The organism is Shimia sp. R10_1 (assembly GCF_017744095.1).
GTDB lineage: Bacteria > Pseudomonadota > Alphaproteobacteria > Rhodobacterales > Rhodobacteraceae > Shimia.
Map to the genome: position 1 here is coordinate 252625 of NZ_JAGHQX010000001.1, position 16428 is coordinate 269052.

General features: G+C 59.2%; 16 protein-coding genes. 5 read left to right on the top strand and 11 right to left on the bottom strand.

Annotation, left to right across the window (positions count from 1 at the left end):
* Positions 1-2: 2 nt before the first annotated feature.
* Genes J7413_RS01140 through J7413_RS01150 form a run of 3 tightly spaced genes read right to left on the bottom strand, consistent with a single transcriptional unit; the run spans position 3 to position 2851 of the window.
* Entirely contained in the window at positions 3-1415 is a 1413-nt protein-coding gene (locus J7413_RS01140; RefSeq protein ID WP_209095616.1) for a protein adenylyltransferase SelO, read from the bottom strand.
* A 45-nt stretch (positions 1416-1460) separates the two neighbouring features.
* Complete coding sequence (locus tag J7413_RS01145; RefSeq protein WP_209095618.1) at positions 1461-1913, bottom strand: GNAT family N-acetyltransferase; 453 nt, start codon at positions 1911-1913, stop codon at positions 1461-1463.
* Positions 1910-2851: a nucleoside hydrolase gene (locus J7413_RS01150; RefSeq protein WP_209095620.1), complete on the bottom strand. Its 942-nt coding sequence runs from the start codon at positions 2849-2851 to the stop codon at positions 1910-1912. Before J7413_RS01150 ends, J7413_RS01145 begins: the two co-directional genes overlap by 4 nt.
* Before the next feature lie 297 nt (positions 2852-3148).
* On the opposite strand from J7413_RS01150, the gene selD reads away from it, so the two are divergent.
* The gene (gene selD, locus J7413_RS01155) at positions 3149-5344 is read left to right on the top strand and encodes a selenide, water dikinase SelD (RefSeq protein ID WP_209095622.1); all 2196 of its coding nucleotides are present in this window, start codon (positions 3149-3151) and stop codon (positions 5342-5344) included.
* Here selD and mnmH read toward each other — a convergent pair whose 3' ends face one another.
* A complete protein-coding gene (mnmH, locus tag J7413_RS01160) occupies positions 5345-6385 on the bottom strand; it encodes a tRNA 2-selenouridine(34) synthase MnmH (RefSeq protein WP_209095624.1) in 1041 nt (346 codons plus the stop codon).
* A gap of 63 nt (positions 6386-6448) precedes the next feature.
* Entirely contained in the window at positions 6449-8464 is a 2016-nt protein-coding gene (gene paaZ, locus J7413_RS01165; RefSeq protein WP_209095625.1) for a phenylacetic acid degradation bifunctional protein PaaZ, read from the bottom strand.
* Positions 8465-8570: 106 nt separating this feature from the next.
* On the opposite strand from paaZ, the gene paaI reads away from it, so the two are divergent.
* The 4 genes from paaI (at position 8571) to J7413_RS01185 (ending at position 11402) form a co-directional block, all read left to right on the top strand.
* Complete coding sequence (paaI, locus tag J7413_RS01170; RefSeq protein WP_209096712.1) at positions 8571-8996, top strand: hydroxyphenylacetyl-CoA thioesterase PaaI; 426 nt, start codon at positions 8571-8573, stop codon at positions 8994-8996.
* Positions 8997-9018: 22 nt separating this feature from the next.
* A complete protein-coding gene (gene paaK / locus J7413_RS01175) occupies positions 9019-10323 on the top strand; it encodes a phenylacetate--CoA ligase PaaK (protein ID WP_209095626.1) in 1305 nt (434 codons plus the stop codon).
* 4 nt (positions 10324-10327) lie between these two features.
* The gene (locus tag J7413_RS01180; protein WP_209095627.1) at positions 10328-10930 is read left to right on the top strand and encodes a TetR/AcrR family transcriptional regulator; all 603 of its coding nucleotides are present in this window, start codon (positions 10328-10330) and stop codon (positions 10928-10930) included.
* Positions 10931-11027: 97 nt separating this feature from the next.
* Positions 11028-11402: a hypothetical protein gene (locus tag J7413_RS01185; RefSeq protein ID WP_209095628.1), complete on the top strand. Its 375-nt coding sequence runs from the start codon at positions 11028-11030 to the stop codon at positions 11400-11402.
* A 13-nt stretch (positions 11403-11415) separates the two neighbouring features.
* Here the strand turns inward: J7413_RS01185 and J7413_RS01190 are convergent, their stop codons facing one another.
* Genes J7413_RS01190 through pcaF form a run of 6 tightly spaced genes read right to left on the bottom strand, consistent with a single transcriptional unit; the run spans position 11416 to position 16322 of the window.
* Positions 11416-12486, bottom strand: a complete 1071-nt coding sequence (locus J7413_RS01190; RefSeq protein WP_209095629.1) for a 2Fe-2S iron-sulfur cluster-binding protein — start codon at positions 12484-12486, stop codon at positions 11416-11418.
* A gap of 10 nt (positions 12487-12496) precedes the next feature.
* Entirely contained in the window at positions 12497-13051 is a 555-nt protein-coding gene (gene paaD / locus J7413_RS01195) for a 1,2-phenylacetyl-CoA epoxidase subunit PaaD (RefSeq protein WP_209095630.1), read from the bottom strand.
* Positions 13045-13809, bottom strand: coding sequence for a 1,2-phenylacetyl-CoA epoxidase subunit PaaC (gene paaC / locus J7413_RS01200; protein WP_209095632.1), 765 nt, complete (start codon positions 13807-13809; stop codon positions 13045-13047). The genes paaD and paaC overlap by 7 nt, the downstream gene beginning before the upstream one ends.
* A complete protein-coding gene (paaB, locus tag J7413_RS01205) occupies positions 13809-14093 on the bottom strand; it encodes a 1,2-phenylacetyl-CoA epoxidase subunit PaaB (RefSeq protein WP_209095634.1) in 285 nt (94 codons plus the stop codon). The genes paaC and paaB overlap by 1 nt, the downstream gene beginning before the upstream one ends.
* A gap of 9 nt (positions 14094-14102) precedes the next feature.
* Positions 14103-15080 carry a 1,2-phenylacetyl-CoA epoxidase subunit PaaA gene (gene paaA, locus J7413_RS01210; protein ID WP_209095636.1) on the bottom strand — a complete coding sequence of 326 codons (978 nt, stop codon included), beginning with the start codon at positions 15078-15080 and terminating at the stop codon, positions 14103-14105.
* A 36-nt stretch (positions 15081-15116) separates the two neighbouring features.
* Positions 15117-16322, bottom strand: coding sequence for a 3-oxoadipyl-CoA thiolase (gene pcaF / locus J7413_RS01215; RefSeq protein WP_209095638.1), 1206 nt, complete (start codon positions 16320-16322; stop codon positions 15117-15119).
* Between the last annotated feature and the right edge of the window lie 106 nt (positions 16323-16428).

Genomic DNA, 16428 nt, shown 5'->3' on the forward strand with positions numbered 1-16428 from the left:
CGTCATGTGCCGCAGAAGGTTTGTTTGACAACTTCGTCTGGCTTGGGCGGCGCCGTGAATGTCGCAAAGCTTTCGTCTTTTAGATAGGGATGTTCTAGGGCGGCGATGAGTGTGTGAAACGGGGCATAGTCGCCTGTCAGTGCGGCTTGGATCATTGCCTCGACTTGATGGTTTCGTGGAATACGCACAGGGTTGGCTTTGGCCATGATGGCTTGAGGATCCGCCGTTTCCGTTTCCAATCGGGTTTGCCACCTGTGGTGCCAGTCTTCGTAATCTTCGTGATGAGACAGTGCGGTTTCGCTGATGGCTCCGTCTGTTAACGCATTGAAGGTGTTCGTGAAATCTGCCTTGGTCGCTGTCATGATCTCCAAGAGATCTGCAATCAGCGTTTCGTCTTCAGCGACCATTGCAGAAATGCCAAGTTTGGCGGCAAAGCGAGTGCGCCATTCTGTGCGGATCAACTCCGGCATGGCGTGTACCAGTTTGGTGAACTCCTGCACCGCTGCGTCTGAATTGTCTTCCAATGGCAGCAAGGATGTCGCCAACTGAGCCATGTTCCAAGCCGCGATTTCGGGTTGGTTTCCATAGGCGTAGCGCCCGTAGTGGTCGATTGAGGAAAACACCATGCCGGGATGGAAGATATCCATAAACGCGCAGGGGCCATAGTCGATGGTTTCGCCAGAAATTGTGCAGTTGTCGGTATTCATCACTCCGTGAATGAAGCCGACAGCCATCCAATGGGCCACGAGCTTTGCTTGGCACGCGATCACGGCCTCAAGCAGCTCTGCTGAAGAGGAGGCATGGGGGTAGTGGCGTGCACAGGCATAGTCCATAAGGGCTTGAAGCCCTTCTGTGTCCTGTCGGGCGGCGAGGACTTGAAAGGTGCCGACGCGCATGTGGCTGCTGGCGACGCGGGTGAGGATTCCGCCGGGTTGCGGGCGTTCGCGAAACACGGTTTCGCCCGTCTCCACCGCTGCGAGTGCGCGGGTGGTGGGCACGCCCATCGCATGCATCGCCTCAGATACGATATATTCGCGCAAAACTGGGCCAAGCCAGGAGCGCCCGTCACCGCGCCGTGAGAATGGGGTTACGCCAGAACCTTTAAGTTGTATGTCATATCCTTTTGATTCTCCTAACAAAACTGCACGACCGTCACCAAGTTGTGGGTTCCAGTTGCCAAATTGATGGCCGGCATAGAGTTGCGCGATTGGATCAGAGCCGTCCGCAAGAGAGCTGCCGGAAAACACCTGTGCAAGCTCTGCGTCGTCTGTGGCATTCGTGATCCCCAGCTGCGTGCCCAAGGCCGCATTGTATGCGATCAGCTTTGGCGCGCGAACTGGGGTGGGTTTCTGGCGGGCAAACAGGCGATCGGGTAAGTCGACGTAACTGTTTTCAAAGGGAATATGCAGGCTCATATAGGCAAGATAATCTGCCCGCCCCAGAAATCCAGAGGCGATGTTTCAGCGTTTGAGGCGGCACATCAGTGCAAACTGATCGCGCCGCTTGAAACCGGCTTTCTCGTAAAACTTCTGAGACGCTGGATTGTCGCGTTCCACAGTGAGGTGAAAGGCAGTAATTCCACTGTTTTCAAGGGCTTGGCAGATGTTATGTAGCGCGCTCGACGCCATGCCACGCCTGCGGACGCTGGGCCGGACATATATTTCATCGATGGCGGCATCCATGCCCGCAAATTCCACCGACCAGCTGAACGTCACAACCAGATAGCCCACCGGAGCGCGGCGCGGCCCGATGAGATAGGCGCTGCCATATGGCGAACCATTGAGCAGCGGGATGAGCGCATCAGCGCGTTTCTCTGGCGAGCTGGCAATTTGCATCTCTGCATGAAAGGCCGACACAAGCGCGTCCAAGCGATGAAAATCTGCCTCTGTGGCGAGGTGAACTGCGCCGCTCATAGTCGCGCAAGTCTTTCTGAAAGAAGGGAAAAGAACCCATCAGCATTGAGATCGCCGATGAACAGCGCATTGGGCGCGCGGTCTGTGACGCCCCACCAATCGGCCACTGTCATACCCATTGTGAGCTCAGATTGGGTTTCGATTTCCACGTTGATGTGGCGACCGGAGAACAGTTCGGGGTTGATCAGATAGGCTGTGACGCATGGATCATGCAGCGGAGCACCGTCTGATCCGTACTTCTCACGGTCAAAACGTTCAAAGAAATCAGTCATTTCGGCGACTGCAACACCTGCCTTGGTGCCGAGCGCGCGGAAGGCGTCATTGCGGGGCTTTGTCACCAGTGCTTTGTGGGTCACATCCAGCGGCATGACCACAAGAGGAACACCGGATTTGAAGACGATGTCAGCAGCTTGTGGATCCACGTAAATGTTGAATTCAGCGGCTGGTGTGATGTTGCCCACCTCAAAATAGGCGCCACCCATCAGGACGATTTCCTGAACCTTTTCAATGATATCAGGGGCTTTCTCAAACGCGGTTGCGATGTTTGTGAGGGGGCCAAGTGGGCAGAGGGTGACCGTGCCAGCCTCATGCGCGCGCAGGGTGTCGATGATGAAGTCAACGCCATGCTGCTCTTGCAGAGCCATCTGAGGGTCAGGCAACACAGGACCGTTAAGACCGGTTTCCCCATGTACATGCTCCGCTGTCACCAGCACACGGCCCATTGGACGGTCGCATCCAGCAAAGACCTTAACGTTTGGTTTACCTGCTAACTCACAGACAATACGCGCATTTTTCGCAGTCAAAGAGAGCGGAACATTGCCTGCCACGGCGGTGATACCAAGCACGTCGATTTCTTCTGGACTGGCCAGCGCCAAGAGAATAGCGACGGCATCGTCCTGTCCTGGATCCGTGTCGATGATGATCTTGCGCGCGCTCATGGCTGTCCTCTTTGCTGGTTGAATGCGCACACTTACAATGTGCAGAGATGATGTCTAGCAAGCATTTCTTAGGACTTCTTAATTCTTTACCGTTCGGTTGAAATCCGCTCATTTCGCACGTCGGTATTGCGTCTGTATTGCGGAGGTATTGCGACGGTGCGTTTTGCGGTGGCGTGATCGCGCAACGGCGCGCAACAGCGGTCTGTAAATCACGTTTTGGTAGAAGGCTGTTTCAAGACGCGCGCTTGGGGTATCCAAGTGCAAAGACTCACGATGAGGCGCAGAAACAGAATGGTCATGACTGCTGACAGGATGCTGACCCGCGATCTGGTTTTGGTGGGGGGCGGTCATGCCCATGCGTTGATGCTCCGGATGTGGGGTATGGCGCCGGTGGCCGGTGTGCGGGTGACATTGATCAATCCGGGTCCGACCGCACCTTACTCTGGCATGTTGCCAGGTCACATTGCGGGGCACTATAGCCGGGAGGCTTTGGACATTGATCTTGTCAGGCTGGCGCAATGGGCTGGCGTGCGCCTGATCAATGGGGCGGCGACGGCGATTGATCCGGTTGCGCGTGTTGTGACCGTTGAAGATGCGATCCTTGGCGCGCGCGAGATTGCCTATGATGTTGCCTCTTTGGATGTGGGATTGCATGCCGTCACGCCGCATATTGCAGGGTTTGCCAAGTTCGGAGTTGGGGCAAAGCCGCTGGGGGTATATGCGGATCGTTGGGCCGGATTCCTGAAACAGGTGGAAATGGGGCAAGCGGAAGGTCAGGTGGCCGTGATCGGTGGCGGCGTCGCGGGATCTGAGTTGTCGATGGCCATGGCGCATAAGTTGCGCACCATGGGAAAGCGCGACGGTGTTACGTTGATCGAAGCCAGCGCGGCGCTTGGCAATGGGGTGCCCGGTGCGGATAAGGCCTTGCGGGCCGCGATGGCTCAGCTTGGGGTGCGCGTTCGGTTGAATGCGAAAGTCAGTCAGGTGCGTGCGCATGCCGTTGCATTGAAAGGCGCGGTAGAGGTGGCCTCTGAGTTCACCGTCGCCACGGCGGGCGGGTTTGCGCACAGTTGGCTGGCTGCATCGGGATTGCCCTGTGACGATGATGGCTTTGTGCATGTGGATGATCGGCTGGTGGTGGAAGGTCATGAGGGGCTTTTTGCGGTGGGCGATTGTGCGCATCTTTTGGCGTCGCCGCGCCCGAAAGCCGGGGTGTTTGCGGTGCGTGCGGCACCGGTCTTGCTGGCCAACATTCGCGCGGCGTTGACCGGCAGTGCCTATGAGAGCTTTCGGCCGCAGGGAGATTATCTGAAGCTGATCTCTTTGGGCGGAAAAGAAGCCATCGCCGCGAAATGGGGGCGTGTGCTGCGCGGTCCTGCGGCGATGCTCTGGCGGATGAAGGATGGCATCGACCAGAAATTCATGCGCCAGTTCGAGGACTTGCCGCAGATGGCCAAACCTGAGGCCGCGGAATGGGTAGCGGATGGTGGCCCAGCGCAGAGCTCGGATCAGATGCTTTGCGGCGGGTGCGGGGCCAAAGTGGCGCCCGGACAGTTGGCGACGGCGTTGGACGCGCTGCCAGATCGACGGCGGACTGATGTGTTGAGCGGGCCCGGGGATGATGCGGCGGTGCTTGAAATCGGCGGTGTTCGCCAAGTGATTTCGGTCGATCATCTGCGAGGCTTTGTCGATGATCCGGCAGTTATGGCGCGGATTGCGGCGGTGCATGCGTTGGGCGATGTCTGGGCCATGGGGGCTGCGGCGCAATCTGCGCTTTTGTCGGTGACCTTGCCGCGCATGACCCCGGCCTTGCAAGCGCGTGCGATGACTGAGATTTTGCAGGCCACAAGCGATGTGGTGCAAGGCGCGGGCGCTGAGATTGTTGGTGGGCATTCCACCATGGGTGCGGAGCTGAGCCTTGGGCTGACGGTGACGGGCTTGTCGGAGGGGGCGCCGATCACGGTGGCGGGAGCACAAGAGGGCGATCGGTTGATCCTGACGCGGCCGATTGGCTCTGGCACGATTTTGGCAGCGATGATGCAGGGCAAGGCCCGTGGGGCGGATGTGGCGGCGCTGCTTTCACAGATGGCGCAGCCGCAGGGGGACGCGGCAGCGATCCTGCGCGGTGCGCATGCGATGACCGATGTGACGGGCTTTGGACTTGCGGGACATTTGATGGCGATTTGCCGAGCATCAGATGTGGCGGCTGCTTTGGATCTGGCCGCGGTGCCGTTCTATGCAGGGGCGGAGGCCTTGGCCGAAGCGGGGCACCGCAGCACGATTTACGCGGACAATGCAGCCCATGCGCCGGTGTTTGGCCCAGAAAGTGCGCGCGCCGCATTGTTGCATGATCCGCAGACGGCCGGCGGACTTTTGGCGGCGGTGCAGCCTGAGGAGGCTGCGGGGTTGGTTGTGCAGTTGCGTGCGCTTGGCCATGCCGCGGCGGTGATCGGCACAGTGCAAAAAGGTGCGCCGTCGATCAGCCTGATCTGATCATTCCGCAGAAATCAGCTTTGCGGCAGTGGCGGCGAGGGTGTCCTCAGAAAGATCAGGGAGCGCGTGCTCTTCGGCGGCGGGCGCATGGGCGCGGCTGATGCGGGCATAGCGCGGATCATAGTGGGTCTGCACAAGCGCGCGGATCAGTGGGGCAAAGTCACGTGTCTGCGCGAGCGCCTGCCACTGCGCGACGGTCTCATGGCCGTGATAGCGGGTCAGTTGAGCCAGCACATCGGAAAGTTTGGCGCTGTCTGTGAGTAGGTCAGGATAGGCGCTCATCAGATGGCTGACACGGGCCTCAAGTGGTGCGGTCAATCGCAAGTTCGGCGCAGCAATCATGGCCTGCCACAGGGCTGGCGGAATGATGAGGCGGCCAATTTTGGAGCTTTCCGCCTCCACATAGACCGGGCGATCCGGCGCGAGCGCTGCGATGCCCATGGCAAGTTGGCTTTCAAAGGCTTTCTGGCTGGGTTGGCTGTCGGAAACAGGGCCAAAAAGAGAGCCACGATGGGCGGCCATGGCCTCCAGATCCAGCGTTTGCGCGCCCTGATCTGCGAGGTGGTGCAAGAGGCGGGTTTTGGCTGTGCCCGTGCCGCCATCAATCACCACCACAGGGCAGGGCATGGCGCCGTCATAAAGCGCTTTGGAGACAAGCCGTCGGTAGGCTTGATAGCCACCCTCCACCGTGTCGGCGCGCCAGCCGATTTGCTTGAGGATGATGGCAACAGAGCCTGAGCGTTGCCCGCCACGCCAGCAGTATACCAAGGGTTTGTAGCTGCCTTCGCGATCTGCCAGCGGCCCTTCGAGATGGGCGGCCATGTTGCGTGACACCAGCGCGGCCCCAATTTTGCGGGCTTTGAATGGGTCTTCCTGCACGTAGATGGTGCCGACGCGGGCGCGCTCTTCGTTGGATAGAGCGGGCAGGTTGATCGCGCCGGGCATGTGATCTTCGGCAAATTCCGCCGGGGAGCGCACGTCGATGATCTCGTCAAACGGTAGGGTGGCGAGATCGGCAAGCTGGGTGAGCGCGAGGGGCATGGGCGGATCCGGGTTGGTGTGCTGGGCAATGCGTAGCGCGCCAAGGGGCTTGGAACAAGCGGCTTAAAACGCAACCATGGTCAGCAGTTCGTATTCCGCGACGGCGTCATCATCCTGATTTGATAGGTGCACATGCCAGCGCACTTCGCCGTAGTCTTCGTTGCGTATGGTTTTCTGTTTGACTGTGAGGGCGACCTTGATGCTGTCGCCGGGCACAACCGGCTTCATGAAGCGTAAGGCGTCGAGACCGGTGTTGGCGAGAACCGGCCCTTCGTTTGGCTCAACAAACAGACCGGCGGCGAAGGACAGCAGGAGATAGCCGTGGGCAACGCGACCGGGGAAGAACGGGTTTCGCGCGGCGGCGGCTTCGTCCATGTGGGCATAGAAGGTGTCGCCGGTGAAATGCGCGAAGTGCTCAACATCCTCAAGCGTCACTTCGCGAGATGGGGTGTGCAGGGTTTCCCCAATCTGCAACTCCCCAAAGCGGCGGGTGAACGGGTGTGCGGGCGCTTGTTCTTGCGTCGTGCCGGGCAGCCATTTGCCCGTGATGCTGGACAGCATGTCCGGGCTGCCCTGAATGGCGGTGCGTTGCATATAGTGTGTGACGGCGCGGATGCCGCCGAGTTCTTCGCCGCCGCCAGCGCGGCCGGGCCCGCCGTGGGTCATATGGGGCAGGGGTGCGCCGTGGCCTGTGGCCTCGGCCATGCTGTCGCGGTTGTTGATGTAGATACGTCCATTGAAGGCGGCGCAGCCCAGCGCGATGTGGCGGGCAACCTCTGTGTCATGGGTGATAAGCGATGTGACTAATGAGCCCTGACCTTTGTTTGCGAGCGCGATGGCGTGATCTATGTCGCGGAAGCCCATGAGAGTGGAAACCGGGCCGAAGGCCTCTGTCTCATGGGCGTGAATGGCGGTGTCAGGCGATGTGCAGTGAAACAGCATGGGCGCAACAAAGGCACCTTTTGCGTCATTTAAGGCATCAGATGTGTCCAACAGCGTGTCACATTCGGTGGCAAGCAGGGCGGCTTTGGCGAGCACATCGGCTTTTTGTGCGCCAGAGACCAATGCGCCCATTTGCGTCTCTTTCGCGCGAGGGTCGCCGATTTTAATGTTGGAGAGCCGCTGGCGCAGGGCTTCTCCCACGGCCTCGATATGGCTTTCGGGTGCAAGAATACGGCGGATTGCGGTACATTTCTGGCCTGCTTTGGTGGTGATTTCCTGTGTGGCCTCTGTGATGAAGAGGTCAAATTCCGGCGTGCCGGGGGTGGCGTCTGGTCCAAGGATGGAGGCGTTGAGACTGTCGGCTTCTGCGGTGAACCGCACGGCGTTTTGCAAAATTGCTGGAGTGGCACGCAGTTTCAGTGCCGTGTTGGCAGAGCCTGTGAAGCTGACGGCATCCTGACAGGTGAGGTGGTCGAGCATGTCGCCAAGCCCGCCAGACACCAGTTGCAGCGCGCCGTCGGGCAAGAGGCCACTGTCCAGCATCAGACGCACGCAGTGTTCGGTCACATAGCAGCTGGATGTGGCGGGTTTCACAATCGCAGGGACACCCGCAAGCAGGGTCGGGGCGAGCTTTTCCAGCATGCCCCAGACCGGAAAGTTAAAGGCGTTGATATGAACTGCCACGCCTTGAAGCGGGGTGCAGATATGCTGGCCCAGAAAGCTGCCATTGCGGGAAAGCTGCTCTGGATCGCCATCGGGATAGACTGTGCTGTCGGGCATCTCGCGGCGGCCCTTTGAGGCATAGACCAGCATGGTGCCGATGCCGCCGTCGATGTCGATCAGGTGATCGGTTTGTGTGGCGCCGGTGTGAAAGGACAGATCATAGAGAGCTTGACGGTGTGCGCGCAGGTGCAGGGCCAGAGCCTTTAGCAGGCGCGCGCGGTCATGAAAGGTCATCTGACGCAGAGCTGGGCCGCCTTTGGTGCGCGCATGATCCAGCATGGCCTGCACATTCAGCATGTCGTTGCCAGCCTGCGCAAACGGTGCTCCAGTGATGGCGCAGTCAATTTGGCGTGCAGATGCATTTGGCGCAATCCATTGGCCTGCGGCGAAACTCGCCACCTGAAGTATGGACATGGCTGCCCCTCCTTGAATGTCTCCTCTGGTTATTTATTGACCAACCGTTCGGTTTATGCAAGCTGAGTGAAGGGAACATCACGCAAAGGAGGGCGGGATGGGAGCACTGACACCGAAGGCGCGCGCAGAAAAGGCGGCGGCTGCCATGTGGGCTGAAGATTGCGCGAGCCAGAGTATCGGCATGGAGATTGCCGAGGTCGATGCGGGGCGCGCGGTGCTGACATTGACGGTGCAGCCTGAGCATTGCAACGGGCATGGTATCTGTCACGGCGGTATCACATTCATGCTCGCAGACAGCGCGTTTGCCTTTGCCTGCAACAGCCGCAATCAGATGACGGTCGCTCAGCACAACAGCATCAGTTACCTCGCACCGGGCCAGCTGGGCGACACCTTACGCGCTGAAGCGTGTGAGGTCAGCTTGCGGGGGCGGAGCGGGCTTTATGATGTCACGGTGACCAATCAGAACGGGCAGATGATCGCCGCCTTTCGGGGCGCATCGCGTGCACTCAAAGGCACAGTTTTTGAAGAATAAAAGAGAACTGGGGAGGGTTTTCATGAACGATCTGTCACCGCGCCGCGAAGAGCTGGAGCCGATAGAGATTGCCTCTATTGATGAAATTCGCACTTTGCAGCTTGAGCGCCTGCAATGGTCACTGCGCCATGCCTATGACAACGTGCCGATGTATCGGGCGCGGTTTGAGGCGGCTGGGGTGCATCCCGACGATTTGAAATCACTGGAAGATTTGGCGAAATTTCCGTTTACCTACAAAGATGATCTGCGTGATCACTATCCTTATGGCATGTTTGCGGTGCCAAGAGAGCAGATCGCGCGTCTACATGCCTCTTCCGGCACCACGGGCAAGCCAACAGTTGTGGGCTATACACAAAACGACATTGATACCTGGGCAGATTTGATGGCGCGGAGTTTGCGGGCCTCAGGATTGCGCGCGGGGGATCTGATCCACAATGCCTATGGATATGGGCTGTTCACCGGGGGGCTTGGTGCGCACTACGGCATTGAACGTTTGGGGGCGACGGTGGTGCCCATGAGCGGGGGGCAAACCGAAAAGCAGGTTGGTCTGATCAATGATTTTCGCCCCGATGGGATCATGGTGACGCCAAGTTACATGCTCAACATTCTGGAAGCGTTTCATGCGGCGGGACTGGATCCACGCGCGTGTTCACTGAGTGTCGGCGTGTTTGGGGCAGAGCCCTGGACGGATGCCATGCGCAAGGAGGTAGAAGACGCGTTTGCGATGCATGCCGTTGATATTTATGGTCTTTCGGAAATTATGGGGCCTGGTGTGGCCAATGAATGTGTGGAGACCAAAGACGGGCCTGTGATCTGGGAAGATCATTTTTATCCTGAGGTCATCAACCCAGAAACCGGAGAGGTATTGCAGGACGGCGAGCTGGGAGAGCTGGTGTTTACGACACTCACCAAAGAAGGGCTGCCGATGATCCGCTACCGCACGCGGGATCTGACCCGGTTGCTGCCGGGCACGGCGCGCAGCATGCGTCGGATGCAGAAAATCACCGGGCGCAGCGATGACATGATGATTTTGCGCGGGGTAAATGTGTTTCCGTCTCAGATTGAAGAACAGGTACTGGCCACCAACGGGCTTGCGCCCTATTACCAGATCGAACTTTACAAAGACGGACCGATGGACGCGATGCGGGTGCATGTGGAAGCGTTGAGTGGCGCAGGCTCTGGCTCAGATGAGATGGCGAGAAATTTGGCGCGTCATATCAAGTCAATGGTCGGCGTGTCAGCGCATATTGTGGTGGGGGCTCCGGGGGCGGTAGAGCGCTCTCAGGGGAAGGCGCGCCGGGTGATTGATCGCCGGAGCGAAGGGTAAGCATATGGCGCGTACCATTGCCAAAGATCACGATCAGAAGCGTGCGCATATCCTGAAGGTGGCGGCGCAGGTTTTCGCCGCTGAGGGGTTCGACCGCGCCTCTATGACGGTTTTGGCAAAGGCGTGCGGGATCTCAAAGGCGAACATCTATCACTATTACAGTGGCAAAGATGCGCTGTTGTTTGACGTGCTCGACAGCTACTTGCGGGCGCTGCGGGATCGGATCTGTGGTCTGGCGCTTGACGGTCTGTCCCCAGAGGCGCAGCTGCGCGCGTTGTTGCGGGAAATTTTGCTGGCCTATCAGGGCGCGGATGACGAACATCGGGTGCAGAGCAGCGCCATCTCAGCCTTGCCACAGAGCGAACAAGCGGTTTTGCGCGGGTATCAGCGCGAGATGGTTGCGGTGATGAAAACGGTTGTCGCCGCAAATGCACCAGAGGTGTTTGATGCGGATGCAATGCGATTGCATGAGGTCACCATGTCAGTCTTTGGCATGTTGAACTGGTATTACATGTGGCAAAGCGAGGCGGATGCGCAGGCGCGGCTGCGCTATGCTGATGTGGTCACCGATCTTGTGCTTGGCGGGATCGCGGGCCAGACACTCTGACCTCATGCCCCGTTGATCCTATGCGGCATCTAATAATTGCGCGGTGCGGTGCCGATGCTATTATTGGATGAATGGTATTCTGGTGTGAGGGATTTTTATGAAACGTTTTGTGACTCCGTTGGCATTGGCCGCGGCCCTGGCAGCGCCGATGGCTGCGCAGGCTGAGCCGTCTTTTGGGTTTGGTGTGACCTTTGTTTTTGGCGGTGATGTGGCCGCAGGTATCCGTATTTTCAGCGATGATGAACCAGAGAGAGCGGTTTTGGCGCTTGGTGCCGATTATAAATTCGGCTCAGGGTCGTTACGGCCCACGGTTGGTGCCGCCTATCTGGATGAGGATTTTTACGTCGATTTCAGCCTTGGCTATGACGTGGGCATTGGCGCGCTGGATTACGGTGTGGGCATTGGCGGTGCGTTTGACACGGAAGAGGACAGCTCTGGCTCATCAGCGCCGTCCACAGATGGACCCACCTGATCCCAACACGTCCTTATTCGTCATATGACACCACCACGCGGTCGCTGAGCGGGTAGGATTGGCACGACAGCACGTAGCCTTTCTCCACCTCATAGTCTTCAAGCGCGTGGTTGGTGTACATGTTGACCTCACCTTCAAGAACGCGGCAGCGGCAGGTGGCGCAGACGCCCGCCTTGCAGGCGTAGGGCACATCCAGAGACTGCGCGCGCGCGGCATCAAGTATGGCTGTGTCCGGGTCCATAGTGATGGTCTGCGTGGCGCCATCTAGCGTGATTGTTGCGGTGACGGTCTGGGCCGTAGCCGAGGCGCTGGCGGCTTTTTTGCGCGCGCGGCCGGGTTGGCTGCTGGCGAAGAGTTCGAATTTGATTTGAGATTTGGGCAGGCCGTGATCCTGAAGGGCCTGTGCGATGCCAAGCATCATCGGTTCCGGCCCGCAGATGAAGGCGGTGTCAACGCTGTTGATGTCGATCCAGCCGGAGCGAAAGAGCTGCGCGCATTTCTCCTCCGTCACCAGCCCGGTGAAGAGGTCGATTTCCTGACTGTCGCTTTCCAGCACATGGATCACGTTGAAGCGGCCCATGTAGAGGTTTTTGAGGTCTTCGAGTTCCTCACGGAACATGATCGTTGTGACGCCTTTGTTGGCATAGATCAGGGTGAAATTGGCGCGCGGTTCGCGTCTGAGGGTGGTTTTGATCAGCGAAAGCACTGGCGTGATGCCGGAGCCGCCTGCAAAACCGAGATAGGATTTGGCCGTGTTTGCGTCGAGGTCTGTGAAAAACGTGCCCATGGGTGGCATGGCAGAGAGCGTGTCGCCGATCTTCAGATCGGTGTTGGCCCAGGTGGAAAAGGCCCCGCCGTCGACCCGTTTGATGCCTACCTGTAGCACGCCGTCGTCTTTGCCCGCGCAGATCGAATAGGAGCGGCGCAGCTCTTCGCCGTCAAAATCGCGCTTGAATGTCAGGTATTGGCCTTGGATGAAATCAAAGGCCGCTGCGTCATCAGCAGCCGGGGCGAGGGTGACCACCACCGCGTCCCGGATGGTTTTTTGGATGTCTGTGACTGTGAGGTCATGAAAACGCGCCATGGGGGTCTCCTCAGATGCATTTGAAGTGGTCGAAGGGTTCCAGGCAGCTCTTGCAGCGCCAGAGAGACTTACAGGGCGTGGAGCCAAATTGGCTTATCTTTTCAACGTCTTCCGCGTTGCAGTTCGGGCAATTGCCTGGGCGGCCAGAGGGTGTCGGAGGCGCGATGCCATAGGCTTTGAGCTTGGCGCGGCCTTGATCTGTCATCCAGTCGGTGGTCCATGCCGGGCTGAGCTGACTGCGCAGTTTGAGGTCGCTAACGCCGTGGTCGCGCAGCGCAGTTTCGATATCGAGGTTGATGATCGAGGTGGCGGGGCAGCCGGAATAGGTGGGGGTCACGGTGACGATGAGCGTTTCATCTTCGTAAGCCACATCACGGATCACACCGAGATCGGTGAGCGAGATCACCGGGATTTCCGGGTCAGGGATGGCGTGGAGCCAAGACCAGACCTGCTCAATACTCGGCAAAGCCGAGGCGCCCGGCGACAGGCCGGGCAGCGCCCAACCGCCCCCATGGGCGGGCGCTTCGCTTCCGCCCGCGGTTGAGCGATGCCCTTTGATCACCATGTCGCCCCCGGATAGGCGCGCTGCAGCCATTGCATTTGGGTAAGTAAATGGCCGAGATGTTCGGTGTGCGTTTGACCTGTGCGGCCACCTTTGTGCGCAAATGTGCTTTCCGGGACCGTCAGAGTGGCCTCAGCGAGAACTCTGCCAACCAGAGCGTCATATTCGGTGCGCAGGCTGGCGGGATCGGGGGCGATGCCTGCCTCTGCCATGGCGGCATCCACCGGATCGGTGGCAAACATCTCGCCAACGTAAGGCCAGAGCCGATCAAGCGCGGCTTGCATCCGGTTGTGGCTTTCCTCTGTGCCATCGCCAAGACCCACCACCGTGTCAGCGGACCGTTCCACGTGATAAGAGGCTTCTTTACTGGCTTTCTCAGCAATCTCAGCCACGCGCGGATCTGTGGATCTTACCAGACGGGGCAGATGGATCGACTGGTAGGCGTCAAAGAGGAATTGGCGCATCAGGGTGTGGCCAAAATCACCATTGGGGAGTTCGACCAGCAAGAGATTGCGAAAATCCCAGACGTCGCGCAGGAAGGCGAGATCATCCGCGGTTTTGCCGTCGCCCATGACTTCTGCGGCATAGGTGAGCCAGAGCTGGGTCTGTCCGATCAGGTCGAGCGCTGTGTTGGCGAGCGCGATGTCTTCTTCCAGCACAGGCGCATGGCCGCACCATTCAGAGGTGCGGTGGCCGAGGATCAAGGCGTTGTCGCCCATGCGCAGCAGGAATTCGGCAAGGTGCGTGTTGTTCTGCGCCATCACATATGCCCCACGTCATCAGGGATGTCGTAGAAAGTGGGGTGGCGGTAGATCTTGCTTTCGGATGGCTCATATAGCGGGCCTTTCTCGGACGGGGCCGAAGCAGCGATGTGGTTGGCCTCCACCACCCAGATGGAGACACCTTCGTTGCGGCGGGTGTAAACGTCGCGCGCGTTTTTGATCGCCATTTCCGCATCTGGTGCGTGCAGGGAGCCGACGTGGCGGTGGCTGAGGCCATGCTGACCACGGATGAAGATTTCCCAGAGGGGCCATTCTTTGGACATGTCTGCCTCCTATTCCGCAGCGGTTTTGCGGGCGCGTTTCTTTTCAGCGTGGGCCAGCAAGCCCTCGCGCACCCATGCGCCGTCGTCCCACGCCTTGTTGCGTGCCTCCAGCCGTTCGGTGTTGCAGGGGCCATTGCCTTTCAACACATCAAAGAACTCTGACCAGTCAGGCTCGGAGAAGTCGTAGCCGCCTTTTTCTTCGTTCCATGAAAGGGTCTCATCGGGCACGGTGAGACCGAGGAACTCAGCTTGTGGCACGGTTTGATCGACGAATTTCTGACGCAGCTCGTCGTTGGTGTTCATCTTGATTTTCCACGCCATGTTCTGGGTGGAATGCACCGAGTCCGCATCCGAGGGGCCAAACATCATCAGTGAGGGATACCAGAACCGGTTGAGCGCATCCTGCGCCATGCGGCGCTGTGCCTCGCTGCCCTGTGCCATCTTCATCATGATGTCAAAGCCCTGACGCTGATGGAAACTTTCCTCTTTGCAGATGCGGATCATGGCGCGGGAATAGGGGCCGTAGGAGGTGCGTTGCAGCGGCACCTGATTCATGATGGCCGCCCCATCCACCAGCCAGCCCACCGCGCCGATGTCGGCCCATGTGAGGGTGGGGTAGTTGAAGATGGAGGAGTACTTCATCTTGCCAGACAGGAGCTGTTCGGTCAGGTCATCGCGGCTCACCCCCAGGGTTTCGGCGGCGCAGTAGAGGTAGAGGCCGTGGCCGGCCTCATCCTGCACTTTGGCGAGCAGGATCATCTTGCGCTCCAGCGTGGGCGCGCGGGTGATCCAGTTGCCTTCGGGCAATTGGCCCACGATCTCGGAATGGGCATGTTGCCCAATTTGGCGGATCAGGGTTTTTCTGTAACCTTCAGGCATCCAATCACGCGGCTCGATCTTGATGTCGGCATCAATGCGGGCCTGAAACTCCGCGAGTTTTTGCGGATCATCCTGGCTGGCTTCTGACTGGATCATCTGAGCGTACATGATTGGTATCCTCCTCTGGCGTCGGGCTGAGAAATGTCAGACCCTTTCGAGAATAAGTGCGGTGCCCTGGCCAACGCCGACACACATGGTGCAAAGCGCGTAGCGGCCGCCGGTGCGTTTGAGCTGATAAGCGGCGGAAAGCACGAGGCGTGCGCCGGACATGCCCAGCGGGTGGCCGATGGCAATGGCGCCGCCGTTCGGGTTCACATGGGGCGCATCATCGGCCACTCCGAGTTCCCGCAGCGAGGCGAGCCCCTGGGCCGCGAAAGCCTCATTCAATTCTATCACATCCATCTGCTCGATGGTGAGACCTGTGCGCTTCAAAACTTTGCGCGTGGCCGGAACCGGGCCGATGCCCATCACGCGCGGCGCAACGCCTGCGGCGGCCATGCCCACGATGCGTGCCATCGGGGTGAGCCCGTTGGCCGCGGCGGCAGCTTCGGTGGCCATCAACAGTGCCGCGGCGCCATCGTTGACGCCGGAGGCATTGCCCGCTGTGACGGTGAGATGGGCACCATTCACGCCGCGCAGTTTGGCGAGCTTTTCAGCGTCTGTGCCGGGGCGGGGGTGCTCATCTGTATCGACAATCAGCGGATCGCCCCTGCGCTGAGGAATGGTCACCGGGGTGATCTCTTCGGCGAAATATCCGGCGGCATGGGCCGCGGCCCACCGCGCCTGAGACCGGGCGGCAAAAGCGTCCTGATCTTCGCGGTTGATGTTATAGTCTTCGGCAACATTGTCCGCAGTTTGCGACATGCTGTCGGTGCCATACATGGCCTTCATTTTCGGGTTCACAAAACGCCAGCCGATGGTGGTGTCAAACACCTCATTGGCGCGCGAAAACGCGGTGGTGGCTTTGGGCATCACGAACGGCGCGCGGGACATGCTTTCCACGCCGCCTGCGATGGCCATGTCGTAGTCGCCCGCGCGCAGACCACGCGACGCCATGCCGACCGCATCCATACCAGAGGCGCAGAGGCGGTTGATGGTGGTGCCGGGCACGTCGGTTGGCAGACCAGCGAGCAGGGCGGCCATGCGCGCCACATTGCGGTTGTCTTCGCCCGCCTGATTGGCAGAGCCGAAAATCACGTCATCCAGTGCAGCCCAATCGACCTGGGGATTGCGCGCCATCAATGCGGCGATGGGCGCTGCGGCGAGATCGTCTGTGCGTACCGAAGAAAGCGCCCCGCCGTAGCGGCCAATGGGGGTGCGTGTGGCGTCACAGATAAAAGCGTCGGTCATGTATCCTCCCAGGATCACTGCTGTCGATTTGATGCTGCAACCCTCGTGTTTTCGTAGGCCGAGGTTTGATTCGTCGCAACAAAAAGTTACCATAAATTTAGATGTG

Coding starts and splice junctions, on each gene's coding strand:
- J7413_RS01140 (WP_209095616.1), bottom strand. CDS start 1,415: ATGAGCCTGCATATTCCCTTTGAAAACAGTTACGTCGACTTACCCGAT.
- J7413_RS01145 (WP_209095618.1), bottom strand. CDS start 1,913: ATGAGCGGCGCAGTTCACCTCGCCACAGAGGCAGATTTTCATCGCTTG.
- J7413_RS01150 (WP_209095620.1), bottom strand. CDS start 2,851: ATGAGCGCGCGCAAGATCATCATCGACACGGATCCAGGACAGGACGAT.
- selD (WP_209095622.1), top strand. CDS start 3,149: ATGACTGCTGACAGGATGCTGACCCGCGATCTGGTTTTGGTGGGGGGC.
- mnmH (WP_209095624.1), bottom strand. CDS start 6,385: ATGCCCCTCGCGCTCACCCAGCTTGCCGATCTCGCCACCCTACCGTTT.
- paaZ (WP_209095625.1), bottom strand. CDS start 8,464: ATGTCCATACTTCAGGTGGCGAGTTTCGCCGCAGGCCAATGGATTGCG.
- paaK (WP_209095626.1), top strand. CDS start 9,019: ATGAACGATCTGTCACCGCGCCGCGAAGAGCTGGAGCCGATAGAGATT.
- J7413_RS01180 (WP_209095627.1), top strand. CDS start 10,328: ATGGCGCGTACCATTGCCAAAGATCACGATCAGAAGCGTGCGCATATC.
- J7413_RS01185 (WP_209095628.1), top strand. CDS start 11,028: ATGAAACGTTTTGTGACTCCGTTGGCATTGGCCGCGGCCCTGGCAGCG.
- J7413_RS01190 (WP_209095629.1), bottom strand. CDS start 12,486: ATGGCGCGTTTTCATGACCTCACAGTCACAGACATCCAAAAAACCATC.
- paaD (WP_209095630.1), bottom strand. CDS start 13,051: ATGGTGATCAAAGGGCATCGCTCAACCGCGGGCGGAAGCGAAGCGCCC.
- paaC (WP_209095632.1), bottom strand. CDS start 13,809: ATGGCGCAGAACAACACGCACCTTGCCGAATTCCTGCTGCGCATGGGC.
- paaB (WP_209095634.1), bottom strand. CDS start 14,093: ATGTCCAAAGAATGGCCCCTCTGGGAAATCTTCATCCGTGGTCAGCAT.
- paaA (WP_209095636.1), bottom strand. CDS start 15,080: ATGTACGCTCAGATGATCCAGTCAGAAGCCAGCCAGGATGATCCGCAA.
- pcaF (WP_209095638.1), bottom strand. CDS start 16,322: ATGACCGACGCTTTTATCTGTGACGCCACACGCACCCCCATTGGCCGC.